The sequence below is a fragment of the Rhodococcus koreensis genome, from assembly GCF_900105905.1.
In the GTDB taxonomy this organism is placed as follows: domain Bacteria; phylum Actinomycetota; class Actinomycetes; order Mycobacteriales; family Mycobacteriaceae; genus Rhodococcus_F; species Rhodococcus_F koreensis.
In genome coordinates, this window is sequence record NZ_FNSV01000005.1 from 4,271,024 (window position 1) to 4,294,933 (window position 23,910).

At 68.3% G+C, this 23,910-nt stretch carries 22 protein-coding genes, 1 tRNA gene and 1 pseudogene; 10 read left to right on the forward strand and 14 right to left on the reverse strand.

What is annotated here, in order from left to right:
* Positions 1 to 3: 3 nt before the first annotated feature.
* Entirely contained in the window at positions 4 to 480 is a 477-nt protein-coding gene (locus BLV94_RS24000; RefSeq protein ID WP_072938067.1) for a RidA family protein, read from the reverse strand.
* Positions 481 to 485: 5 nt separating this feature from the next.
* Positions 486 to 650 carry a Sp36 family protein gene (gene sp36, locus BLV94_RS48820; RefSeq protein ID WP_005248493.1) on the reverse strand — a complete coding sequence of 55 codons (165 nt, stop codon included), beginning with the start codon at positions 648 to 650 and terminating at the stop codon, positions 486 to 488.
* Between the two features lie 55 nt (positions 651 to 705).
* Between sp36 and bagA the strand changes: the two genes are divergently transcribed.
* Together bagA and bagB are read left to right on the forward strand one after the other, a co-directional pair.
* Positions 706 to 1,722 carry an ATPase BagA gene (gene bagA, locus BLV94_RS24010; protein WP_072938069.1) on the forward strand — a complete coding sequence of 339 codons (1,017 nt, stop codon included), beginning with the start codon at positions 706 to 708 and terminating at the stop codon, positions 1,720 to 1,722.
* On the forward strand, positions 1,719 to 2,858 hold the full coding sequence (gene bagB / locus BLV94_RS24015; RefSeq protein WP_072938071.1) for an ATPase BagB: 1,140 nt from the start codon (positions 1,719 to 1,721) through the stop codon (positions 2,856 to 2,858). Before bagA ends, bagB begins: the two co-directional genes overlap by 4 nt.
* Before the next feature lie 67 nt (positions 2,859 to 2,925).
* Here the strand turns inward: bagB and BLV94_RS24020 are convergent, their stop codons facing one another.
* Complete coding sequence (locus tag BLV94_RS24020) at positions 2,926 to 3,249, reverse strand: WhiB family transcriptional regulator (RefSeq protein ID WP_072938072.1); 324 nt, start codon at positions 3,247 to 3,249, stop codon at positions 2,926 to 2,928.
* Positions 3,250 to 3,508: 259 nt separating this feature from the next.
* Between BLV94_RS24020 and BLV94_RS24025 the strand changes: the two genes are divergently transcribed.
* Positions 3,509 to 5,854, forward strand: a complete 2,346-nt coding sequence (locus BLV94_RS24025; protein WP_072938074.1) for a penicillin-binding protein — start codon at positions 3,509 to 3,511, stop codon at positions 5,852 to 5,854.
* Between the two features lie 54 nt (positions 5,855 to 5,908).
* Here the strand turns inward: BLV94_RS24025 and BLV94_RS24030 are convergent, their stop codons facing one another.
* Complete coding sequence (locus BLV94_RS24030; protein WP_005248498.1) at positions 5,909 to 6,376, reverse strand: GatB/YqeY domain-containing protein; 468 nt, start codon at positions 6,374 to 6,376, stop codon at positions 5,909 to 5,911.
* Positions 6,377 to 6,443: 67 nt separating this feature from the next.
* Here BLV94_RS24030 and BLV94_RS24035 point away from each other — a divergent pair, with 67 nt between their 5' ends.
* The 3 genes from BLV94_RS24035 (at position 6,444) to BLV94_RS24045 (ending at position 8,679) form a co-directional block, all read left to right on the forward strand.
* The gene (locus BLV94_RS24035; protein WP_072938076.1) at positions 6,444 to 7,415 is read left to right on the forward strand and encodes a metallophosphoesterase; all 972 of its coding nucleotides are present in this window, start codon (positions 6,444 to 6,446) and stop codon (positions 7,413 to 7,415) included.
* Between the two features lie 54 nt (positions 7,416 to 7,469).
* A tRNA-Pro gene (locus tag BLV94_RS24040) sits at positions 7,470 to 7,543 on the forward strand.
* A gap of 128 nt (positions 7,544 to 7,671) precedes the next feature.
* A complete protein-coding gene (locus BLV94_RS24045) occupies positions 7,672 to 8,679 on the forward strand; it encodes an ABC transporter substrate-binding protein (protein ID WP_072938078.1) in 1,008 nt (335 codons plus the stop codon).
* Between the two features lie 17 nt (positions 8,680 to 8,696).
* Here BLV94_RS24045 and BLV94_RS24050 read toward each other — a convergent pair whose 3' ends face one another.
* From BLV94_RS24050 to BLV94_RS24070, 4 genes and pseudogenes are all read right to left on the reverse strand, one after another.
* Complete coding sequence (locus tag BLV94_RS24050) at positions 8,697 to 9,500, reverse strand: metal-dependent hydrolase (protein ID WP_072938080.1); 804 nt, start codon at positions 9,498 to 9,500, stop codon at positions 8,697 to 8,699.
* Positions 9,501 to 9,789: 289 nt separating this feature from the next.
* The gene (locus BLV94_RS24055; RefSeq protein WP_072938083.1) at positions 9,790 to 11,259 is read right to left on the reverse strand and encodes a catalase; all 1,470 of its coding nucleotides are present in this window, start codon (positions 11,257 to 11,259) and stop codon (positions 9,790 to 9,792) included.
* A gap of 10 nt (positions 11,260 to 11,269) precedes the next feature.
* Positions 11,270 to 13,074 (reverse strand): annotated as a pseudogene (locus BLV94_RS24060) (zinc ribbon domain-containing protein).
* Positions 13,075 to 13,625: 551 nt separating this feature from the next.
* Complete coding sequence (locus BLV94_RS24070) at positions 13,626 to 14,084, reverse strand: Fur family transcriptional regulator (protein WP_072938085.1); 459 nt, start codon at positions 14,082 to 14,084, stop codon at positions 13,626 to 13,628.
* Positions 14,085 to 14,177: 93 nt separating this feature from the next.
* On the opposite strand from BLV94_RS24070, the gene BLV94_RS24075 reads away from it, so the two are divergent.
* Both BLV94_RS24075 and BLV94_RS24080 read left to right on the forward strand, forming a co-directional pair.
* The gene (locus tag BLV94_RS24075) at positions 14,178 to 14,489 is read left to right on the forward strand and encodes an ArsR/SmtB family transcription factor (protein ID WP_072938086.1); all 312 of its coding nucleotides are present in this window, start codon (positions 14,178 to 14,180) and stop codon (positions 14,487 to 14,489) included.
* Positions 14,486 to 14,896, forward strand: coding sequence for an SRPBCC family protein (locus tag BLV94_RS24080; RefSeq protein ID WP_072938088.1), 411 nt, complete (start codon positions 14,486 to 14,488; stop codon positions 14,894 to 14,896). The genes BLV94_RS24075 and BLV94_RS24080 overlap by 4 nt, the downstream gene beginning before the upstream one ends.
* Positions 14,897 to 14,908: 12 nt before the next feature.
* On the opposite strand, the gene BLV94_RS24085 is transcribed toward BLV94_RS24080, so the two are convergent.
* The 5 genes from BLV94_RS24085 to BLV94_RS24105 form a co-directional block, all read right to left on the reverse strand.
* Complete coding sequence (locus tag BLV94_RS24085) at positions 14,909 to 15,559, reverse strand: hypothetical protein (protein WP_072938089.1); 651 nt, start codon at positions 15,557 to 15,559, stop codon at positions 14,909 to 14,911.
* The gene (locus BLV94_RS24090) at positions 15,543 to 17,255 is read right to left on the reverse strand and encodes an FAD-dependent oxidoreductase (RefSeq protein WP_072938090.1); all 1,713 of its coding nucleotides are present in this window, start codon (positions 17,253 to 17,255) and stop codon (positions 15,543 to 15,545) included. Before BLV94_RS24090 ends, BLV94_RS24085 begins: the two co-directional genes overlap by 17 nt.
* Positions 17,252 to 18,742, reverse strand: coding sequence for a flavin-containing monooxygenase (locus BLV94_RS24095; RefSeq protein WP_072938091.1), 1,491 nt, complete (start codon positions 18,740 to 18,742; stop codon positions 17,252 to 17,254). The genes BLV94_RS24090 and BLV94_RS24095 overlap by 4 nt, the downstream gene beginning before the upstream one ends.
* Entirely contained in the window at positions 18,739 to 19,332 is a 594-nt protein-coding gene (locus BLV94_RS24100) for a TetR/AcrR family transcriptional regulator (protein ID WP_072938092.1), read from the reverse strand. The genes BLV94_RS24095 and BLV94_RS24100 overlap by 4 nt, the downstream gene beginning before the upstream one ends.
* A 96-nt stretch (positions 19,333 to 19,428) precedes the next feature.
* Positions 19,429 to 21,219 (reverse strand): multicopper oxidase family protein, encoded by a 1,791-nt coding sequence (locus BLV94_RS24105; RefSeq protein WP_072938093.1) that lies wholly within the window; start codon positions 21,217 to 21,219, stop codon positions 19,429 to 19,431.
* Positions 21,220 to 21,364: 145 nt separating this feature from the next.
* On the opposite strand from BLV94_RS24105, the gene BLV94_RS24110 reads away from it, so the two are divergent.
* Positions 21,365 to 22,303, forward strand: a complete 939-nt coding sequence (locus tag BLV94_RS24110; RefSeq protein WP_072938094.1) for a formylglycine-generating enzyme family protein — start codon at positions 21,365 to 21,367, stop codon at positions 22,301 to 22,303.
* An 87-nt stretch (positions 22,304 to 22,390) separates the two neighbouring features.
* Complete coding sequence (locus BLV94_RS24115; protein WP_072938095.1) at positions 22,391 to 23,296, forward strand: hypothetical protein; 906 nt, start codon at positions 22,391 to 22,393, stop codon at positions 23,294 to 23,296.
* On the opposite strand, the gene BLV94_RS24120 is transcribed toward BLV94_RS24115, so the two are convergent.
* The gene (locus BLV94_RS24120; protein ID WP_072938108.1) at positions 23,243 to 23,908 is read right to left on the reverse strand and encodes a GAP family protein; all 666 of its coding nucleotides are present in this window, start codon (positions 23,906 to 23,908) and stop codon (positions 23,243 to 23,245) included. The genes BLV94_RS24115 and BLV94_RS24120 overlap by 54 nt on opposite strands.
* Positions 23,909 to 23,910 lie beyond the last annotated feature (2 nt).

A 23,910-nucleotide genomic window follows, 5' to 3' on the forward strand; every position in this document is an offset into this window, starting at 1 on the left:
GCTCTACGACTCCGGTTGCACTTCGGCGATGAGTTCCACCTCGACGGGGGCGCCGAGCGGCAGTTCCGCGACACCGACGGCCGAGCGTGCGTGGGCCCCGGCTTCGCCGAACACCTCGCCGAGGAATTCGGAGGCACCGTTCACGACGCCGGGCTGACCGGTGAAGCCCTCGGCGGAGGCGACGAACCCGACGACCTTGACGATCCGCACCACCGAGTCGATGCCGACGAGGGCGTCGACCGCCGCCAGCGCGTTGAGTACACACGCCCGGGCCGCGGCCTTGGCGTCCTCGTCCGACACACCGGCGCCGAGCTTGCCCGCGATCGTCAGCTTGCCCTCGACGATCGGCAGCTGCCCGGACGTGTAGACGTAATTGCCGGTGCGCACGGCGGGCACGTAGGCGGCCACCGGCGGAACGACGGACGGCAGCGTGATGCCGAGTTCACTCAGGCGGGCGGACCAGTTCCGAGTCTCTGCCACGGCCCTCAGCCCTTCGGACGCTTCAGGTACGCGACGTGCTGCTCACCGGTGGGTCCGGGCAGCACCGTCACCAGTTCCCAGCCGTCGGTGCCCCACTGATCGAGGATCTGCTTGGTCGCATGTGTGAGCAGCGGAACGGTGGCGTACTCCCAGGAAGTCAATTCACTCATGCCGGTGAGCCTATCCCCCGCACATCCTGGCTCCCAGACTTATAGGCTCGACCCCGTGGTTGCATCCCCAGACCAGCTCACCCCGACGTGGCCCGAGAAGGCCGCGCGGGCCCGGCTGCACTTCGTCTCCGGAAAGGGCGGCACCGGAAAGTCCACGGTGGCCGCCACGTTGGCGCTCGCCCTGGCCGAGGGTGGGCGCCGCGTGCTACTGGTGGAAGTCGAGGGCAGGCAGGGGATCGCTCAGCTCTTCGACGTGCCCCCGCTGCCGCCGCAGGAGACGAAGGTCGCGGCCGCCGAGGGTGGCGGAGAGGTCATGGCACTGGCCATCGACATCGAGACCGCGTTCCTCGAATACCTCGAGATGTTCTACAACCTCGGGTTCGCGGGCCGCGCTATGCGCAAGTTCGGCGCCATCGAGTTCGCCACCACCATCGCACCGGGTCTCCGGGACGTGCTGCTGACCGGCAAGATCAAGGAATGTGTGGTGCGCTCCGACAAGTCGGGTAAACGGGTGTACGACGCCGTCGTCGTCGACGCCCCGCCGACCGGGCGGATCGGCAACTTCCTCGACGTGACGAAGGCGATGGCCGACCTCGCGAAGGGCGGGCCGGTGCGCTCGCAGAGCGAGGGCGTGGTGCGCCTGCTGCATTCCGACGAGACCGTCGTCCACCTCGTGACGCTGCTCGAGGCGCTGCCGGTGCAGGAGACCACCGACGCCGCAGAGGAACTGGCCCGCGCCGACCTGCGGCTGGGCACCGTCGTCGTCAACCGCACCAGCCCGCAGTTCCTGCCCGCCGACACCCTCGCCGACGTCGCGAAGGGCCGCATCGACGCCGAGGCCGTCCGGGCCGGACTGCAGAAGACCGGGATCACCCTGGACGAAGAGAATTTCGCCGGGTTGCTCACCGAGACGATCGAACACGCGTCCGTCCTCGAAGCGCAGGAGGAGAGCGCCGGACAGCTCAGCGAAGTGGACGGGGCGCGGCTGCACCTGCCGTCCCTCGCCGACGGTGTGGACCTGGGCGGGCTGTACGAGCTCGCGGAATATCTGACGGAACAGGGTGTCCGATGACCCAGACAACTGAACACGAGCGTCGCCGCACCGCCTCCGCACTCGACGTCGCGGGGATTCTGGAGAACAGGGCAACGCGGATCGTCGTCTGCTGCGGAGCCGGCGGCGTCGGTAAGACCACCACGGCGGCGTCGCTGGCACTGCGCGCGGCGGAGCAGGGACGCAAGGTGGTCGTGCTGACCATCGACCCGGCACGCCGGCTCGCGCAGGCTCTCGGCGTCGCGGAACTCGACAACACGCCGCAGCCCGTGCAGCTCGGACCGGACGCGACGGGCGAACTGCACGCCATGATGCTCAACATGCGCCGCACGTTCGACGAGATGGTGATCGAGCACTCCACGCCGGAGAAGGCGGAGCAGATTCTCGCGAACCCCTTCTATCAGACCGTCGCCAGCTCGTTCTCGGGAACGCAGGAATACATGGCGATGGAGAAGCTGGGGCAACTCGCCTCCAGCGACGAGTGGGATCTGGTGGTCGTCGACACGCCACCGTCGCGCAACGCCCTGGACTTCCTCGACGCACCCCAGCGTCTGGGCGCGTTTCTCGACGGCCGCATGATCCGGTTGCTCACCGCGCCCGGCCGCGGCCTCACCCGGCTCGTCACCGGCGCGATGGGCCTGGCGCTGCGCGGTGTGTCCACCATCGTCGGCAGTCAGATGCTGTCGGACGCCTCGAGTTTCGTGCAGTCACTGGACTCGATGTTCGGCGGATTCCGGGAAAGGGCAACGCGCACTTACGAATTGCTCCGGCAGCCGGGAACGAAGTTTCTGGTGATCGCCGCAGCGGAACCGGATGCGCTGCGTGAGGCGGCTTTCTTCGTCGACCGGCTCGCAGGCGACGAGATGCCGCTCGCGGGCCTCGTCCTGAATCGGACGCACCCCACTCTCAGTTCCCTGTCGGCCGATCACGCGGTCACTGCCGCCGACCAACTCGGGGACCAAGACCCCCTCACCGCCGCTGTGCTGCGAATCCACGCCCATCGGGCGGTGATCGCCAAGCGTGAGGTCCAACTACTGAGCCGGTTCACGGCGGCCCACCCTCGGGTGCCGATCGTCGGCGTGCCCTCGCTGCCGTTCGAGGTGTCGGACCTCGAGGCCTTGAGAGCGGTAGGCGACCAGCTCACCCGGACGAGCTGATCAGCTCGCTACCGGAGAACCGGTCACCCGCCTGTGTCCTGCCTGACTGCGAATCCGATCCCGAATCTCAGACAGCGGACTGGTGCTGCCGCTGAGCTTCGAAGAAATCGGACCATGAGTCCACCTCGGGGTGCTGCTTGAGCAACGCCCGGCGTTGACGTTCCGTCATGCCACCCCACACGCCGAACTCGACACGGTTGTCGAGTGCATCGGCTCCGCACTGCATCAATACCGGGCAATGCCGGCAAATGGTTGCGGCCTTGCGCTGTGCTGCGCCGCGTACAAAGAGTTGATCGGGATCGACTTCCCGGCAACGGGCCTGGGTGACCCAGGCGATTCGCGCTTCTGCTTGCTCGACGTCCAGACGGCTGGTTGGGGTGGTCATGTGCATTCGTTTCCCCTCTTCGAGTCTGCGCAAACCCAGCGCGTAGCACGCCGAGGCTGCACCACATAAGCGATGGGGTGTTATCTCCATCACACTGTTCCAACAATTTAGGTAAAGAAACCGCCACGCGCAAGACGGTGAACACGCTTTTTTGGTACGCCCGTCCATACCCCGTGCTCAGGGCATTTTCCTGGCCGAATTCTGCGCCCAACCAGCGCACCCTCAGACCCCACGTAGTCTGTAGATCGTGTCGATTGCAAAAACAGTGGGGAAGCTCGCAGGATCCTCCGCCTTGGCAGGAGTGCTCCTCGCCGGCGTGATGTTTCCGCTCGCCGGAGGCTTCGGTTACGCCTCCAACAGGGCGGCTGACACCGTCGACAACGTCTCCGCCGAACTGGTCGAAGGAACGGTTCCCGCAGTCTCGACGATGGTCGACTCCGCGGGCAATCCCATCGCGTGGCTGTACGACCAGCGCCGCTTCGAAGTGCCCAGCGACAAGATCTCCAACGAGATGAAGCTCGCCATCGTCTCCGTCGAGGACCGCCGGTTCCCGGAGCACAAGGGCGTCGACTGGCAGGGCACGATGCGCGCCTTCCTGACCAACACCACCAGCGGTGAGGTGCAGCAGGGCGCGTCGACACTCGACCAGCAGTACGTGAAGAACTACCAGCTGCTCGTCGTCGCCAAAACCGACGCCGAACGCCGGGCCGCGATCGAGACGACGCCCGCCCGCAAGATCCGCGAGATCCGGATGGCGCTGACGCTCGACAAGGAACTCACCAAGGACGAGATCCTCACCCGCTACCTCAACCTGGTGCCGTTCGGCAACGCCTCGTTCGGCATCCAGGACGCCGCCCAGACGTACTTCGGCATCGACGCGTCCGAACTGAACACCCAGCAGTCCGCGATGCTCGCGGGCATGGTGCAGTCCAGTTCGGCGCTGAACCCGTACACGAACCCCGAGGGCGTCCTCGAACGCCGCAACGTGGTTCTCGACACGATGATCTCGAGCATCCCCGAGCGCGCCGCCGAACTGCGGGAACTCAAGGAGACGCCCCTCGGCGTGCTGCCCGAACCCAACCGGCTGCCCCGCGGGTGCATCGCCGCCGGCGACCGCGGCTTCTTCTGCGACTACGCCCTGCAGTACCTGGCGAACGCCGGCATCAGCCGGGAGCAGATCGACAAGGGCGGCTACCTGATCAAGACGACGCTCGACCCCGCGGTGCAGGCGTCCACCAAGGCTGCGCTCACCGCGAAGGCCAGCCCCGGACTCGACGGCATCGCCAACGTCATGAACGTGGTCCAGCCCGGCCAGGATTCACACCGCATCCTCGCGATGGGCAGTAGCCGCACCTACGGTCTCGACGCGAACGCCAACGAAACCGTGCAGGCCCAGCCGTACTCGCTGGCCGGTCACGGCGCCGGGTCGATCTTCAAGATCTTCACGACCGCCGCCGCCATGGAGAAGGGCCTCGGCACCAACGCCGTCCTGGACGTCCCCGGACGGTTCGAGGCCCGCGGCATGGGTAGCGGTGGTGCCCGCGGATGCCCGGCGGCCACGTACTGCGTCGAGAACGCAGGCAAGTACCCGGCGTCGCTGTCGGTGACGGACGCGCTCGCACAGTCGCCCAACACGGCGTTCGTCAAGCTCATCCAGGCCACCGGCGTCGCCCCCACCGTCGACATGGCGGTGCGGCTGGGGCTACGGTCGTACGCCGACCCCGGCACCTCCGGATTCGACGACCGCAGCATGGCGGATTTCCAGAAGGATCAGAATCTGGGTTCGTTCACCCTCGGACCCACCTGGGTCAATCCGCTGGAACTGTCGAATGTCGCGGCAACGCTCGCGTCGCACGGCAAGTGGTGCCCGCCCACCCCCATCGATTCGGTCTTCGACCGTGAAGGCAAGCCCGTCTCGGTCACGCAGCAGGCCTGCGAGCAGGTGGTCGAGCCCGGCCTCGCGGACACCCTCGCCAATGCCATGAGCAAGGACGACAAGGCAGGCGGCACGTCGGCCGGGGCCGCGGGCAGCGCCGGCTGGACCCTCCCGATGGCGGGTAAGACCGGAACCACCGAGTCCCACATGTCGTCGGGCTTCCTCGGGTTCACCAACAACTTCGCCGCCGCCGTCTACGTGTTCGGCGACTCGCCGACACCGGGCGAGATCTGCTCGGGCCCGCTACGGCCCTGTGGCGACGGAAATCTCTACGGCGGTAACGAGCCCGCCCAGACGTGGTTCGCTGCGATGAATCCCGTCGCCAACAACTTCGGGCCGACGACGCTGCCGCCGATCGATCAGAAGTACGCGCGGGGTTCGCAGAACGGTCAGGTTCCGGACGTCACCGGCCTGAGCCAGTCGGCCGCGACGTCCCGCCTGCAGGGAGCCGGATTCACCGTGAACGCGATCACCACCGCGTCACAGGTCGCCAAGGGGACGGTCACGAGCTCGGCGCCGTCCGGTTCGGCGATTCCGGGGTCGACGATCACGATCTACGTCAGCGACGGATCGGTGAAGGCCGCTCCCCCGCAGGCCCCGGCTCAGGGAATCCCCGTTCCGCCCATCCAGCTGCCCGGCCTGCCGCCGATCCAGCTGCCGCCCATACCCCGGTGACCCGCAGGTGAGTGGGAAAGTGTGTAGGCGCACGCTTTCCCACTCACGCGCGGGTCAGAGGCGGGACTTCACCGCGTGCGAGAGCCGCGAACCGTCCGCCTTGCCGCCCGCAAGCGCGCCGGCGGCCTTCATGACCTGACCCATCTGACGCATGCCGGGACGCTCACCGATCTCCTCGGCCACCTGGGCGATGGCGGTGTCCACGACGTCGACGAGTTCGGCGTCGGTCAGCGGCGTCGGCAGGTACTCGTCGATGATCTGCGCCTCGGCCCGCTCCTGCGCTGCCAGCTCACCCCGACCGTTCTCGGTGTAGATCTCGGCGGACTCGCCGCGCTTCTTCGACTCCTTCGCGAGGACCTTCAGCACCTCGTCGTCGGTGAGTTCGCGGGCTTCCTTGCCGGAAACCTCTTCGGTCTGCACGGCGGCCATCAGCATGCGGATCGTGGCGGTGCGCAGCGAATCCTTGGCCTTCATGGCGGCCGTCATGTCGGAGCGCAGTCTTGCTTTCAGTGAATCTGGCATGGGCGAAACGCTACGCGCCCCGATTTGTCCACTGCATCTCGATTGCGCTCATCAGTATCCTGGAAGAGTGTCTGACGAGTTCCGCACCAACCTGACCCGCGCCGCCCTGGGTACGGCGGGTGCCGCCGCCCTCGGCATCGGCTACGCCTCGCTCATCGAGCGCAATGCGTTCGCGCTGCGTGAGGTCACGATGCCGGTGCTCGAACCCGGGTCGTCGACGCTCCGTGTGCTGCACATCAGCGACCTGCACATGATGCCCGGACAGCGGCTGAAACAGAACTGGCTGCGGGAACTCGACAACCTCGACCCCGACCTCGTCGTGAACACCGGCGACAACCTGTCGCACCAGCGGGCGGTGCCCGCCGTGGTCCAGGCGCTGGGGAATCTGCTCGCCCGCCCCGGACTGTTCGTGTTCGGCAGCAACGACTACTTCGCGCCGAAACCGAAGAACCCGTTCGAGTACTTCCGCAAGGATCGCAAGCGCATCCTCGGCGAGCCGCTGCCGTGGGGCGACCTGCGGGCCGCGTTCACCGAACGCGGCTGGTTCGACGTCACGCACGTGCGCCGCGACCTCGAGGTGTCGGGGGTCCGGATCGCGTCGGCCGGGGTCGACGATCCGCACCTCCAGCGCGACCGGTACGACACCATCGCCGGTCCGCCCAATCCGCTGGCCGATCTCCGGCTGGGCATCACCCACTCGCCCGAGCCGCGGGTTCTCGATCGGTTCGCGGACGACGGGTACGACCTGGTGCTGGCCGGCCACACGCACGGCGGTCAGCTGTGCCTGCCGTTCTACGGCGCACTCGTCACCAACTGCGACATCGACCGCTCACGGGTGAAGGGGCCGTCCAAGTGGGGGGCGCACACCCAGCTGCACGTGTCCGCCGGGATCGGGACGTCGCCGTGGGCGCCGGCCCGCTTCTGCTGCCGCCCCGAGGCGACGCTCCTGACGTTGGTCCCGGCTCAGCGCGGCGGCTCGGACTCCGACACCGCGCGGGCTCGCGCCGAGTCGTCGGAGAGCACCGTTTTACGCAATTGACCAGGGGATTTAATGGTGACTGGTTGGGTAATGTAAGCTAGCCGAGGTTCAACACGGGGTGTGGCGCAGCTTGGTAGCGCGCTTCGTTCGGGACGAAGAGGTCGTGGGTTCAAATCCCGCCACCCCGACAGTGTGAGACACCGAGAAGAGGCCTCGACCGGTTCGCCGGTCGAGGCCTCTTCTGCGTGGTGGGGACGTTTTCCGGTTGCCCGGACCCCGCGGCCACCGCTCCGAAACCTCAGGCTAGCCTCACCTCATGTCATCGAGGCTCTACGTACGCGCCGGGCTGGTCGCCCTGGCCAGCGTCTTTCTCGCCGCCTGCGGCACCACCGACACCGGTTCGACCGCCGGCAACACCGACGTCGCCACCGGCGGCCGCCAGTTCGCCACGGCGGACGCCGAGACCGCCAAACTCGGCACCGATGCCGAACCCGGCGTCTTCCCCCGGACCATCACCCACGCGCTCGGGGAAACCGTCATCGAGAAGAAGCCCGAGCGGGTGATCGTCCTCGACGGCGGCGAGCTGGACGACGTGCTCTCCCTGGGAATCACGCCCGTCGGACTGGCCAGCCCAGAGAGCGCCGCCGGACAGCCGTCCTACCTGGCCGACAAGCTCGCCGGAGTCCCGGACGTCGGGACCACCAACAACCTGAACCTCGAGGCGATCTCCGCGCTCCAGCCCGATCTGATCCTCGGCAGCAAGCTGCGCGCCGACAAGCTGTACCCGCAGCTGTCGTCGATCGCACCGACCGTATTCAGCATCCGCCCCGGCTTCCCGTGGAAGGAGAACTTCCTGCTCGTCGCGGACGCCCTCGGCGAGGAGACCAAGGCGGAGGACGTGCTCAACGCCTACCAGACTCGCGCGGACGAGGTCCGGGAGTCCATCACCGGCGAGCCGACGATCTCGCTGGTCCGGTTCATGTCCGGCAAGATCCGCCTCTACGGCAACCTGTCGTTCATCGGTGTCATCCTGCAGGACGTCGGGCTCCCGCGCCCCACGGTGCAGAACATCGACGAACTCGCCGTCGAGGTGAGCCAGGAGACGATCGGTGAAGCGGACGCCGACCGGATCTTCTACTCCAGCTACGGCGCACCCGAGACCACCGACGAGTCGACCGTGGTCGGCGGCCCGCTGTGGAATCAGATGCAGGCAGTGAAGGACGGCAAGTCCGTGCACGTCAGCGACGAGACCTGGTTCCTCGCGCTCGGACCGACCGGGGCGATGCTCGTCCTCGACGACCTCGAGAAGATGCTCGCCGCCTGAGTTCCCGAATCCCCGAGTCACTTCGGCGCGGGCACGAACGCGTCGTAGATTGCCTGCGGCGCACCGTCGATGGCCCAGATGACCATGAGTCCGACGGCCACCGTCAGGGCGGGCCCGAGCACGACCTTCTCGAAGGGCCCGCCCGCCCGGATGGACAGGAACGACGGGAGCCGGAACTCCCACCACCGTTCCTTGCCGAGCGTGAGGAACGGCGCAAGAAAGGGGACGCCCTCCTTGGTGATGGCGTCCCCAAGACAGTGGGTTGCGCAGCCGAGGGCCACCGCGACGCCGAGCCCGGTGGAACCGGCCTCGGTGGGATACGACTGCCAGGTGAGCGCGGACAGCACCGCGGCGACCGCCGAAACCGCCAGCCAGCCTTTTTCTTTGGCCAGCTCACCGGCCAGCCCGCGCAGGGCCAGGCCGAGGCAGACGAACAGCGTCGCGATGATGGCGGGCTTGCCGAACTGGACGACGAGCGCGGACACTCCGGCCCCGATGCCGGCCGCAAACAGGGCGGTGTGGGTGAGCGTGCGGTGCCCACCCCGCCGCTTGCCGTCCCGTTTGCCCTTGGTGATCGTGTAGAAACCCAGCGACACCGCATCGACACCCTTCGCGACGACGCTGCTGACCGGACCGAACGAACGCGACACCGTCGACTGGCTCGTGTCGAGGTCCGGGAGCAGCGCCGCCCCGGCGCACACCGCCGCGAACGTGAGGGTCTCGGCGGTGGACGTGGGCCCACCCCAGTCGAGCGGCAGCAGATCTGCCACCGCCAGACCGACGGCCGCACCGGACATTGCGTGGGTGGGACCCATCACCATGGAAGACAGCACCTTTCGACCCCGACTCGGGACACGGTCATCCGAGCCGGTGTCCTGACACCGCTCAACCTAGCAACAACATCCGACACACCCGTCACACACCTGTGAGTACTTGTTAACCGCCGGCGGTTAAGAAGTACTCACGGGCGCGAAGCGCATGGGGGATGATGGAATCGTGCGGTGCGTGCAGCCGGGCGAAGGAGGGTCGTCGTGGAAACTGTGGTGGTATTCGTTCTCGCGTTGCTGATCTATTGGTGGGGCCTGCTCTGAGCGTGCCCCACCAACGACATCAGTTCCCGGCCTGTCCTTCCCGGACACCGATTTCCACTCGCTTGCCCAGGTCGGGGTCGACGCTCTTCCAGTAGTCGAACACCCGCAGCAGAACCGGTTCGCTGACACCGCCGAGTGCGTGACCGACGATGTTGTTCACCAGGCGGTCGCGTTCGTCGTCGCTCAGGACCTCGCGGACGAGGGTGCCCGCCTGCGTGAAATCGCCGTCCTCGGCGTGCTCGACGTAACCGGCGCGCACCGACTCACCGTCGAACGCCCAGAGGCCTTCGTCGCCCGCGAGCGACGCGTCGGCGTGCGGGCCGCCGTACGAGTTCGGCGCGTACACCGGGGTCTCGGGTGAATTGGTGGCGTACCGCATCGCGCCGTCCTGCGAGTACGAGTTCACCTGGTTCTTCGGGGCGTTGACCGGCAGTTGCGCGTAGTTGGCGCCGATGCGGTACCGGTGCGCGTCCGCGTAGGAGAAGACCCGCCCGAGCAGCATCTTGTCGGGTGAGAAACCGATTCCCGGAACGACATTCGACGGTTCGAACGACGCCTGCTCGATCTGGGCGAAGAAGTTGTCGGGGTTCCGGTTGAGGGTCCACTTGCCGACCTCGATCAGCGGGTAGTCCTTCTGCGACCACACCTTCGTGAGGTCGAACGGGTTGAACCGGTAGCCCTCGGCCTCGTCGACGGGCATGACCTGGACCTTCAGCGTCCAGCTGGGGAACTCGCCGCGGGCGATCGTGTCGTACAGGTCGGCGCGGTGATGGTCGGGGTCGGTGCCCGCGAGGGTGTCGGCCTCGTCCTGGGTGAGAAACTCGATGCCCTGGTCGGTCTTGAAGTGGTACTTCACCCAGAACCGCTCGCCGTCGGCGTTGACCCACTGGTACGTGTGCGAGCCGAAGCCGTCCATGTGCCGCCACGTCTTCGGGATGCCGCGGTCACCCATCAGCCACGTCACCTGGTGTGCGGACTCGGGCCGCAGCGTCCAGAAGTCCCACTGCATGTTGTGGTCGCGCAGACCGGATCCGGGCAGCCGCTTCTGCGAGTGGATGAAGTCGGGGAACTTGATCGGGTCCTTGATGAAGAAGACGGGCGTGTTGTTGCCGACGAGGTCGTAGTTGCCGTCCTCGGTGTAGAACTTCACGGCGAATCCGCGCGGGTCGCGCCAGGTGTCGGGGCTGCCCTGCTCACCTGCGACCGTGGAGAAGCGCACCAGCGATTCGGTCTTCGCGCCGGGCTGGAACAGCGTGGCCTTCGTGTACCGGCTCACGTCGTGGGTGACGACCAGTTCGCCGAACGCGCCGGCGCCCTTGGCGTGGACGACGCGCTCCGGGACGCGCTCGCGGTTGAACTGCGCGAGCTTCTCGACGAGGTAGTGGTCGTGCAGCAGGATGGGGCCCTGAGTCCCGGCGGTGAGCGACTCGTTGTCGCTGGCGACGGGAATCCCGGCGTTGGTGGTGGTCGCGCGCTGTGTTTCAGGCATGGCAAAGCGTCTACGTAGATCTCATACTGTCTGCCACTTGCGTGGCGGCGTGGGAGATGGACGTGTGTCACGGCTACCCGCATCACCGTGAGGTGGTGCGGGTTTGACCGTGTCCCACACCGACGCTTGTGGTGCAGGAACATATCTGTTCGGAGTCACCCCCGCCCGCGGTGTCACGGTGGGCAGGCTGCGGCGGACCCGGCGATGCCGCGGCCGACGCGGGGTCGGACTGGTCTTGTCCCGGGACCGGCGCACCGGTGCGTGCTCGGCGACCCGAATCGCGGGCATCTGCCCCCGCCGCCGGGTGGCCTTGTTTTTGCCGAGGAGCGCGCGTTTGGCGAGGTTCACCCCCGCGACGTGGTCCCGGTTGCCGCCGACCCGGCAGCCCGGGCACCACGCGGTGTGATAGCCGCCGGGGCGGGCGAGGGGTGCGTCGCAGCCCGGACACTGTGCCGAGGATCCTCGGGCGGGCACCGAGACCACCACGATACCGACACCGGCGGCGGTGTGGGCGAGGGCGGCGGTCGCTTTACGGCGGGCGGACTGCGCGGCCCGATTGTTGTTGACCCGGCCGTGCCCGCGGGTCTCGAGGGTGGTCAGGTCTTCCACCGCGATCACCCGTGCGCCCGCCGAGGTGGCGTAGTCGGTGACCTGCCGGGCGAAGTGGAAGGCCAGTTCTCGGTTGATCTTTCCCCGCTTGATACCCACCGCCTCGCGGTGGGCGTCGAGGACGGCGATCTTCGCCTCCAGCCGGGCGCGGACCTCGGGTGGGGCGGTGGCGGCCAGTCGCGTCAGCCGGGCCGCCTTGCGGTGCAGCATCTGCCCCTCGGCCTGCAGGCGGGCGAGTTTCGTCCCGAGGCCGCGGTCGTCGTAGGTGACGCCCCGGTAATCGGAGACCAGCCCCTCCGGGCCCTCTGCTGCGGTGGCGGCGGCACCGAGCGTGGACGGGCACCAGTCCACGCCCACCGCAGAAGTTCCCGATGTCAGATCAGCGGCGGGGACCGTCTCGGTGGCCGCGCACCGCCACAACAGGCCTTTCCGGTCGAGGACGAGGGTGGGGAGATGCCAGTCGGTGATCGGCCGGTCGTGCAGGTGCGGTGGGATCGCGGCGGTCAACCGGACTCGTCGCCACTGCGCATGTCCTGTCGGGGCGACGGTGGTGGGCAGTTTGACGGTCAACGTCATGACGGCGTCGGTGACGGTGAGGTGTGCGAGTTGTCGATCCGCTGCGGACAGCCGAGCCATCGCCGAGGTCTTCGGTGGTGCCTGCATGTCGGTGATCCGCAGCCGCGCCTGCACCGCGCCGTCGGTGCGGCAGGCGCGCGCGGTGAGCTGCCGCACCACGCCCCGGGCGAAACCCAATGGCACCCAGTCACCCGGTTCGGTCGGCGGCGCCAGAGTGCCAGTGGCCGGGTCGAACCGGGCCGACAGTGCAGTAATCGCGGTGTCTCGGTATGTCAGGGTCCGCAGCGTCGCCATCGCCTGTGCGGTGACCACCCGGGTAACACGTGACGGAATGTAGACATCGTCCGGGTAGTGCGGGGTCCAGCCCAGACGCGCAGCAGCGACATGACCCTGTATCGGGAGCTTGCGGCCCTGGCGGTCCACGCCGGCGGCGAGGACATCGAAGGTGGCCGGTCGCCACAGCCGCGCCAGCAGCCGCGCTTCGGCGCCCGAGATCAGGTCGAGCAGCCACCCCACCCGGGTGTCGACATCGTCGAGTCCGATCGGCTCACCGGTGATGTCATCGACCGCCAGGTACGGGCGGGTGGTGAACGAGAACTGCCGCAGCGCAGGCAATCCGGCATCGGCCATCAGCTGGCCCACCTCAACGCCATGATCGTCTCCCATCAGCTCCCCCACCCGAGACTGTGTCCCCATCCTCACCGACGGTCTCGACCCTAACGCCGACCACCGACACGTCACGCTCGATCCACGCCACCCCGAAACCCACGCCGACCGATCCCGCCACCACCCGCACCACCGCGAACCGGCCGGTGGCCGCGTCGTCACCCACCCGATTCACACCCGCTCGAGTCTCTCCCGTGGACCGGAACCACGATCCTGGTAGGCTCTGCACCAGGTGCCGTTGGCACGCCCACGCAACGTCACATCCTGATCGGCGGGTGAGGGGTCCTGGCCAGTCGAGCCGGACACCCAGCAATACAACTGCTTCCGCCCCGTCGGCCCGAACACTCTCCGGTGCAGGTCCATCCAGGTTGACGTCGCGATCCTCCCGGTCGAAAACTCGCTGACCGGAAACCTGTACGCCGAGGGGCCTACGACGCGGCCCCCTCGACCCCCACCCAGTTGAGAGCCTCCAGGTTGCAATCGGGTGAGGGTGTATCGGCGGGAACGAACCGGGATCAGGACAGGGCTGCTGCCGACCCGGTTTCGCTCTGCGCGTCGGCCTGGCACTGAGAGCAGAGCCCCCAGAAGACGACCTCGGCCTCGTCGATCTCGAATCCGTGGGCCTGCGAGGGGTCGAGGCACGGTGCCTCGCCGACCGCGCAGTCCACGTCCACGACGGTCCCGCAGCTGCGACACACGAGGTGGTGGTGGTTGTCTCCGGTACGGGTTTCGAACCGTGCGGGCGATCCCGCGGGTTCGATACGTCTGAGCAGACCGGCGGCGGTGCACGCCTTGAGGACGTCGTATACCGCCTGGGTGGAGACCGATCCCAGCTCTTCGCGGACTACGGCTGCGATGTCGTCGACGTCGGAATGCGGCCGTACGGCAACCGCATTCAACACTGCAACACGTGGTGCAGTGACACGGAGGCCCACGCCGCGCAGCTGCGCTGTGGGATCCGTGCCGTGTTGCATGTGTTCCAGTATCGCGCCTTTTTGGAATTAGTCAAGAAAAGGATGTGTCGGAGATTATTGACATGTCGGAAATCTCCGACATAAGCTCGCCCCGTGCCCGACGACGACGTCTTCCTCGCCCTCGCCAACCCCGTGCGACGGCGTCTGCTGGAAATCCTCGTGGACGGACCGCTCACCGCCGGGGACCTCGCGGGCCGGTTCGACCTCAGCCGCCCCGCGGTGGCGGAGCATCTGCAGGTGCTGCGCCGGGCCGGGCTCGTCCGCGACGAACCGTCCGGACGGCAGCGGCACTACCACCTGACCGCCGAGCCGCTCGCCGACGTCGGCGACTGGCTGCACCCGTTCGAGCGGTTCTGGCATCACCGCCTGCGCACACTCGCCGACTTCCTCGAGGAGGACTCGTGACCGACCGCACCACCACCCGGATCTCCGTCGACCAGTTCATCGCCGCGCCGCCGGCCAAGGTGTGGCGCGCCCTCACCGAGCCGGATCTGCTCGCCCGCTGGTGGGCAGCGGGCGACATCGCCGCCACCGTCGGGCACCGGTTCCACCTCGACATGCCCGGCTGGGGCGCCGTGCCCTGCGAAGTGGTCGAGGTCGAGCCGGAACGGCGCTTCGTCTACACGTTCACCGAGAACTGGACGCTGGTGTGGCGCCTCGTTCCCGAGGGTGCGGGCACGCGCCTGTTCCTCGACCACTCGGGCTTCGACCTCGACGACAAACGCAGCCGCGACGCGTTCGAGCGGATGGGTCCGGGCTGGCGGAACACCGTGTTGCCGCGCCTCGCCGGCGTCGCCGCGGAGATCGCGTAGCGCCCCGGGCTGTCAGCGCCGACGCGCGGGTCCGGTGGTCATCCGGCCGTCGGTGATCACGATGCCGTGATGCGTTCCCGGCGTCAGCCAGTCGGCGAGCGTGGGCCCGTCGGCCGCCACGTCCACGCGGGCGTACCGGAAGTGGCCGCGGAGCCGCGCGGACGCCGTCACGAGACCGCGACCGTCGTCACCCGGTTGCGCGAACCCCAGCGCTCCGGCGATCGGTAGCCGCGGTCCACGCGGCCGGGTGCTCATGGTGACGCGCCATGCCCCGGACGACGCCGCGAACTCGCCGTGCACGTCGCCGTCGAACTTGGCAGGCACCTTGGGCAGGCTCCAGTGCGCGCGTCCACCGTGCACGGAGGGTTCCGAATCTACGGCGATGAACGGGACCGCCATGCGCGGCAGGACGCCGATACGACGTCCCGGCGCGCGGAGCACCGGGCTGGCGAGGATTTCCCGGTAGGGCCCGACGGGCGAGTCGAGATAGTCGACCATCATCGCGAGGGTCATCGGGACGGTGGCGCCGCCGGGTCCGAGGGCGCGGGCGGCCGCGGTGCTGCGGTGCCACCACAGCGTCGCGCGGACGGCCGCCGGCCACGGGGGCGGTGAGCTCTCGGGCCAGTCGGTGCGGTCGGTGGTCGATTCAGGCACGCTCCACATCGACTGTCTCCCTTCGGTTCACGACCGTCAGCGGAAGCCGCAGTGCGCCCGGCGCGTCGGCCGGCACCACCGGATTCCGGGGCGGTGACGGTGCGATACGTACGTATGGCTCGCCCGGCTCGGGCCGGGTGTCGGTCTCACCCCTGTTGGGCCACAGCGCGAACGCGCGCTCGGCCTGTGCGGTGATGGTGAGCGACGGATTGACGCCGAGGTTCGCGCTCACCGCCGACCCGTCGGCCACGTGCAGCCCGTCGTGTCCGTACGCGCGCAGGTAGGGGTCGACGACCCCGGTGTCCGGCGAGTCCCCGATGGCACATCCCCCGAGGAAATGCGCGGTCATCGGTATGTTCACGACGTCGGCGACGGAACCGCCGGGGTCTCCTCCGATCCGCTCGGCCACCTTCCTGATGGCTTTGTGCCCCTGCGGGATCCATTCAGGCGGCGGATCTCCGGGACCCGGACGGCTGGTGACCGCGCGCCCGAGTCGGCCCTTCCCTTTGGCGAGCTCGAGCGAATTGTCGTCGGTCTGCATCACGAGCGCGATCACGGTGCGCTCCGACCAGTGCCGCACCGATAGGCTGCGGGCGAACGCCCCGGGCCGGCGCAGCGCGACTCCCACCGTTTTCAGCAGCCGCGGCGCCCGGCCGCCGCCGTCGCTGAGGACGGTCTGCAGCAGCCCGATCGCGTTGCTGCCCTTGCCGTACCGCACCGGCTCGATGTGGGTGTGGTCGTCCGGGTGGAACGAGGACGTGATGGCCACGCCTTTCGTGAAGTCGGTGTCGCGGTTCCTGGCCGTGGCCGCGAGCACCGCCTCCGAGTTGGTGCGCACCACCGACCCCAGCCTCGGCGACAACCGTGGCAGCGCACCGGATTCCTTCATCGCCAGCAGCAGCCGGGCGGTACCGTACGTGCCCGCGGCGACCACCACCTGGTCGGCGGTGAACGTGCGCTCCCGCCTACGGATTCCGTCGGTGCGGCGGGTCCGCAACTCGTAGCCGCCGCCCAGCCGGGGGCGCAACGCTTTCACCGTCGTCAGCGGATGGACCCGGGCGCCCGCCTTCTCCGCGAGGTGGAGGTAATTCTTGACGAGCGTGTTCTTCGCTCCCACACGGCAACCCGTCATGCAACTGCCGCACTCGGTGCACCCCGTGCGGTCGGGACCCTCGCCGCCGAAGAACGGGTCGGCCACCCGCGACCCCGGTTCGCCGAAGAAGACACCCACCGGTGTGGACGTGAACGTCGCACCGACGCCCATCTCCTCGGCCACCTCGCGCATGACGGCGTCGGCGGGGGTGAACGACGGATTGGTCGTCACCCCCAACATCCGCTTCGCCTGCTCGTAGTACGGGGCCAGCTCCGACTGCCAGTCGGTGATGTGCGCCCACTGCCGGTCCTCGAAGAAGCGGCGCGGCGGCTGGTACAGCGTGTTCGCGTAGTTCAGCGAACCACCGCCGACCCCGGCGCCGGCCATGACCAGGACGTCAGGCAGGAGGTGGATCCGTTGCACGCCGTAACAGCCCAGCCAGGGTGCCCACAGGTAGCGTCGCAACCGCCAGCTCGTCTCGGGCAGTTCGTCGTCGGTGAAGCGCCTGCCCGCCTCGAGAACACCGACCCGGTACCCCTTCTCGGTGAGCCGGAGCGCCGCGACGCTGCCGCCGAAACCGGAGCCGACCACGACCACGTCGTAATGCGTCACGCGACGGTCTCCTTCGCCGTCCTGCGCCGGGATACGTAGTTCTCCCGGTCGAAGCGCTGCAACTGCGAGCGGAACTTCCAGGTGAACGTCGGCCACTGGACGGAGTTCCGGCCCTCGGAGTCGTAGTACCAGCTCGAGCAGCCGCCCTTGTTCCAGACGGTGGTCTGCAGTTCGGACTGGATGCGGGTGTTGTATCGGCGCTGCGCCTCCTCGGTGACCTCGAAAGCCGCGATTCCGTTGTGGTGCATCGCCGTCAACGCGTCGGCGATGTACGCGGACTGCGATTCGAGCATGTAGACGATGGAGCTGTGACCGAGATTGGTGTTGGGCCCGTACATCAGGAACAGGTTGGGGAACCCGGCGACGGTGGTCCCCTTGTACGCACTCGGGCTCCCGGCCCAGTGCTCGGCGAGGGTGCGGCCGTTCGCCCCGCGCAACGCGTGCGCCACCGGCGGTTCCGTCGGCGTGAACCCGGTCGCGAAGATGATGGTGTCGACCTTGTGCTCGTTGCCCACCGCGTCGACGACGCCGTCCGCTGTCACCCCGGCGAGTCCGGCGTCGACGAGCGTGACGTCGGGGCGGTCGAGGGTCCGGAGCCAGTCGTTCGACAGCAGCATCCGCTTGCAGCCGATCGTGAAGTTCGGTGTGAGCTTGCGGCGCAGTTCGGGATCGCGCACCTGCCTGCGGAGGTGCACCCGGGCCACCGCCTCGAACACCGGCAGCAGTCCGGTGGCGTGGGCGAGCACCCCGCCCAGGGCTTCCCGGAAGCTGTACACCGAACCGCGGACTACCTTCTGCACCAACGGCAGTCGCCGGTAGAGGGTCTTCTCGGCGTCCGGCAATGCACGGTCGAGTCGCGGGATCACCCAGGCGGGGGTGCGCTGGAACACGGTGAGGTGCTCGGCGACGGGCGCGATCTCGGGCACGAACTGCACCGCCGACGCGCCGGTTCCGATGACAGCCACGCGTTCACCGGTGAGGTCGTGGTCGTGATTCCACGTGGCCGAATGGAACGTGGTGCCGCCGAAGGTTTCCAGCCCGGGCATGTCCGGGACGCTGGGTGTCGACAGCGCACCGGTCGCGGCCACCACGACGTCGGCCGTCAGCGTTCCGCGGCTCGTCCGAACGGTCCAGACGGCCGCGTCGTCGCCCCAGTGCGCCTCCTGCAGTTCGCACTCGGTGACCACCCGGGACCGGACACCGGTGTCGGCCGCGACCTTCTTCAGGTAGCGATGGATCTCGGGCTGGCGGGCGAACGTGTGACTCCAGTCGGCGCTGGGCGCGAACGAGTACGAGTACAGCGACGTCGGGACGTCGCACGCGGACCCCGGGTAGGTGTTGTCGCGCCACGTGCCGCCGACGTCGTCGCCGCGCTCGATGATCAGGACGTCGGCCTGCGGCTGCGTCTGCAGGATGCGCGCCGCCAGGCCCATGCCCGCGAAACCCGCCCCCACGATCAGGGTGTGTACGTGCTGCGGAAGATTCACGACTTCTCCACCTTCGATTCCCACACGGGCAACAGCCGCGCGCGTAGTGACTGTTCGGCCTCGGGGGTGCGGAACAGTGCCGACACCGCCAGACCGCGAACCAATTCGATACTGAGCTCGATGGCGTCGGAGTCGAACCGATCGCCGAACACCTCCGCCGACCCGCGACGCAGCGCGTCGGTGACCTTCCGCTCCAGCGGGACCGTCGCCTCGAACAGGGCCGGGTCGGTGCGGGCGGCCACCCACAGTTCGAGGGCCGCGTAGAACAGCGGTCCGGAGAAGGCGTCGGCGAGCACCTCGATGCCGCGGCCGGCATCCACTTCGGTGGCGAGGATCTCCTCCATCCGCTTGTCCACGAGATGCTCCACCGCGGCCACCACCAGCGACTCCTTGGTCGGGAAGTGGTGCAACTGCGCGCCGCGCGACACCCCGGCCCGCCGCGCGATGCCCTGCGTCGTGGTGCGGGCGTATCCGAACTCGACCAGGGAGTCGACGGCCGCGTCGAGCAGCTTCGTGCGCATCGCCGCGGTCCGCTCGGCCTGCGTGCGGGTCGTTTTGACTACTGCTGTGTCAGGTGTCACACCCAGCACTGTAGGCGGGAAAAAGAAAACAGTCCAGACTGCTTGTAAATGCACCTGTGAGTACTTATTAACCGCGGGGCGGGACGTTAATAAGTACTCACGGGCCTACGGCACGAGGCGGTACCGCAGCATCATGTCGTGGTCCTCGTGGTCGAGCATGTGGCAGTGCCACACGTACCCCTGCAGGGGATGCGACGACTGCTCCATGTGGCCGCCACCGGAGTGATCCATCGTGTGCGCCGCCGACATCCCGAAGGTGGCGTCCGGGTCGAAGCCGAGTTCGTCGGCCGTCGGGAACCGGACGACGATCCGGGTGATCGAGTTCGCGTCCGCGATCACGGTGTCCTTGAACCCGGACTCCCACACCTGCGGCGCCAGGTTCGGCCCGAGAACGAACGGGTCCGCCGACGGCGTCCACCGCACCCCGACCGCGGGTACCGGGACGGCCTGCATCAGGGCGTTCGTGTCGATCGCCTGCCGTCCGATCACCCGGAACGTCACCAGATGCAGGTGGATCGGATGCGGTTCGGGCGTGACGTTGACGATGTTCCACTGCTCGACGGTCCCCTGCCGGGGCATCTCGATGTCGTCGGTGGTGTAGCGCAGGTTGTTCAGCGACATCAGCGGCGACGGCTGACCCAGGCCCTGCGCGAGCTGCATCACCGACACGTTGCGCACCACCGACGGCCGCGCGACGGGCGGGAGTACGGCGAGGCCACGACTGCCTCCCCGCAGTGTCTCCGGCACTCCGCCGGTGAAGCCGGCGGCCGTCCCGACCCGGAACCGGCAGAACCGCGGCATGATCTGCACGCCGCGTTGCGCGACCTGCGCCGGAATCGGCTCGTCGTTACGCAGTTCCACCGTCGTCCCGGGGGCGAGGGCCCCGAAGTCGACGAGGAGGTCCACCCGCTCCCCCGGTCCGAGGCGGACGTGGTCGGTGGGGACGGGCGCGTCGAGCAGCCCGCCCTCGGCGCCGATCACCCAGAACCTCATCCGGTTCTCGAAGAACAGATTCCACACGCTGAACGACGCCGCGTTCACCATCCGCAGCCGGTACAGGCCGCGCGCCACCGGCATCTCCGGCCACACCTTGCCGTTCACCACCCCCACGTCACCGGGGGTGGCGGCCTCCCAGCTGCCCTGCGGATTCAGCGGGTTGGAGCGGACACTCTGCCGTCCGCCGTCGGTGAAGTTCTTGTCCTGCAACACAAGCGGCAGTTCGAACTCGCCCGCAGGCAGACCGAGCGGGTTGCCGGTCTGACCGGTGTCGTACTCGTCGCGCAGCAGGTACATGCCCGCCAGCCCGGCGTAGATGTTGAGCCGGGTGACGCCCATCGCGTGGTCGTGATACCAGAGCGCGCAGGCGTCCTGCCGGTTCGGGAACTCGTGCACCATCCCCTGTCCCGGCCGCATCGTGTCCTCGGGATGTCCGTCGAACTCGGGGGGCGTCCGTCCGCCGTGCAGGTGCAGCGACGTCGGGACCTGGGTGCGGTCCTGCTCGCTCACGCCGTGGATCCGCGTGTCGACGTCGGCGGCGAGGGGGTTGCTCGTGATGTCGTTGCGGTAGGTCAGTGAGGTCCGTTCGCCGACGTGCGCCTCGATCGTCGGGCCCAGGTAATCCATGCCGCCGTAGCCGAGGGCCGGGGATGCAGGCAGGTCGGGATGGAACACGTGCATCGTGCTGCTCGCGTGCACCTCGACGGCGGTCCCGCCGAGCACCGGCAACGGCGGCAACTGTTCCCGGAACGGCTGCAGCGGCGGCGAGGAGAAGACGAACGGCCGCAGTGGATCGATCCCGAACGGGTAGGCGCTCGCCGATCCCGCTCCGACGGCGCCGAGCCCGGCCGTCAGCGCCAGACCACGCACGAACGACCTACGCGGAATTCGTCCATCCATACGGTGGAGCCCCCTGCACGATGCGACCAGCGCTGCGACTGGAGTAGCCGACTCGAGTAGCCGACGGTACCCCAACCGTCGCTGCGCGCACCCGGTTTACGGGCGCACCGTCGCACGACGGCCGTCGTCGTGCCAGTCTGACCCCATGACTCGTGCAGTTCAGAAGAACATGGCATGGATCCCCGGGGGCACCTTCTGGATGGGTTCGGAGGACTTCTACCCCGAGGAACGCCCCGTCCACCAGGTGACGGTCGACGGGTTCTGGATGGACTCGCACCAGGTCACCGTCGCCGAGTTCCGGCGGTTCGTGAAGGACACCGGCCACGTCACGACCGCCGAGATCGCCCCCGACCCCGCCCAGTACCCCGGCGCGGATCCGGCGTTGCTCGTGCCCGGTTCGCTGGTGTTCACCCCGACCCCCGGTCCCGTGCCCCTCGACGACTTCACCCGCTGGTGGTCGTTCACGCCGGGCGCCGACTGGCGGCACCCGGAGGGTCCGGGCAGCAACGTCGGCGGACGCGAACGCCATCCCGTCACGCACGTGTCGTGGTTCGACGCCCGCGCCTACGCGGAGTGGGCGGGCAAGGACCTGCCGACCGAGGCCGAATGGGAGTTCGCCGCCCGCGGCGGCCTGGACCGGAAGCCGTTCGTGTGGGGCGACGAGCACGAACCGGGTGGCAGGCCCGGCGGAAACGTGTGGCAGGGCCGGTTCCCGTGGGAGAACCTCCTCGAGGACGGGTTCGCCGGGACGTCGCCGGTGGGCCATTTCCGGCCCAACGGTTACGGACTCGGCGACATGGCCGGCAACGTGTGGGAATGGACCACCGATTACTTCACGGCGGATCACTCCGCGGGCGGCAAGAACGTGGCACCGGCGAGTTCCTGCTGCATTCCGGCGAATCCCCGCATCGACACCGCTGTCGCCGCGGACCCGCACGAGCCGTACGCGCGCCGCGTGATCAAGGGCGGCTCGCATCTCTGCGCGCCCAACTACTGCCTCCGCTACCGGCCCTCGGCCCGGCAGGGTGACACCGAGGAGACGTCGACCTGCCACATCGGGTTCCGGTGCATCGTCCGCCCGTGACCGGACCCCGCGTTCTCACCTGACGCGGATGATGACAACCCGTCCGAATCGGTGTTCGCTCGAAGAGTGCGGTCGACGAAACTATCTGTGGCGCTGGCCAGGGAAGCTCTGGCCGCGCACACCGAAACGGCAAACGGCTGGCTCCAGGGGACCCCGCCCGGGCGCACGGTCCGGCGCATCATCGACGGGCTGGTGGGGATCGAACTCTTCGACAGGTCGATGACGCTCGCCGCCAGGATCTTCACGTCCGTGCTGCCCGTGATGATCGCGGCATCCACACTGAGCAGTTGGAACGTGACCGCAAGCACCATCAAGACCCAGTTCGGCTTCGACCCCACGGAACTGACATCCACCTCCGGCGACGTCGACACCACGAACCCCTCCTTCGCCGCGTTCGGGGTCGTCGGGCTGCTGATGATCGCGATCAGCGGCACGTCCTTCGCGCGGGCCCTCGCCCGGGTCTACGGCAAGATCTGGAACGTCCCGTCGATCAGCCTCCGAGACGCCTGGCGGTGGCTCGTCGTCCTGTTCGCCGTCGCGCTGTCGGGGACGGCGATCGGCCTGGCCAGCGAGCTCACGAACGTCCGGTTCATCGGTCCACCTCTCGCAGTCGCCGGGGAGTTCGCGGTGTGGATGGCCGTGTGGACCCTCAGCCCGTACCTGTTGACGATAGGCACCCTCAAGGGTCGCGTTCTCTGGGCGACCGGGATGCTGACCGCCGCCGCGCTCACCGCCCTCCACGTCGGTGGACGCCTCGTCCTGCCCCGGATCACCGCAGCCGCGCAACACCAGTTCGGGCCGCTCGGCCTGGTATTCACCGCGATCAGCTGGCTGTTCGTCCTGTCCGTCGTGATCGTAGGGTCCGCGGTGATCGTCAAGGCCATCGCGCTCGACGAGGGCTACGTCGGGCACTACCTGCGCGGACCGGACGCGATCGCGTCAGAACAGGCCGCCGAGTCCCTTACCGAGGACGACGGCGCCCATCACGAGTAGCAGCACGCTCATCACGGCGGCGTTGTTGGCCTGCAGCCAGACCTTGAGGCTGTCGAGGGTCCCGCGCATCCTGTCGGCGGCCACGGCGTACGCGACCACCGGGACGAGGACGGTCGACCCGGCCAGCACGGTGTACACGAGAAGGGCCACCACCTGCTCTGCCCCGCTCACGCCGGCGGTGCCGATTCCGACGCCCGCGGACACGCAGAGCAGCAGGTTCTTGGGATTGATCGCCGCCAGCGCGAATCCGAGTCCCGTGGACTTCACGAAGTTCAGGTCGTCGATGGCCTGCATCCACTTCGGGGGTTCCGCGTCGGCGTTGCGACTTCGCCACTGCCGCCCCGCGAGCAGGAGCAGCAGCACACCCAGAACGACTTTCACCCACGACGCCGTCGCGGAAGGGCCGTCGGAGTCGGACGTGTCGACGCTGCCGGCGAGGAGCACGAAGATCCCTGTCGCGACGACGATGCCCAGGATCCAGCCGACACCGAAGCCCGCGCTCGCCCCGCCTGCACGCTTCGACAGCAACATCAGGATGACGGCGATGATCGGTATCGGCGAGATCGCGACACCCACCGCGAGCGGTAACAGTTCTCCGATGACTGAGCCCATGT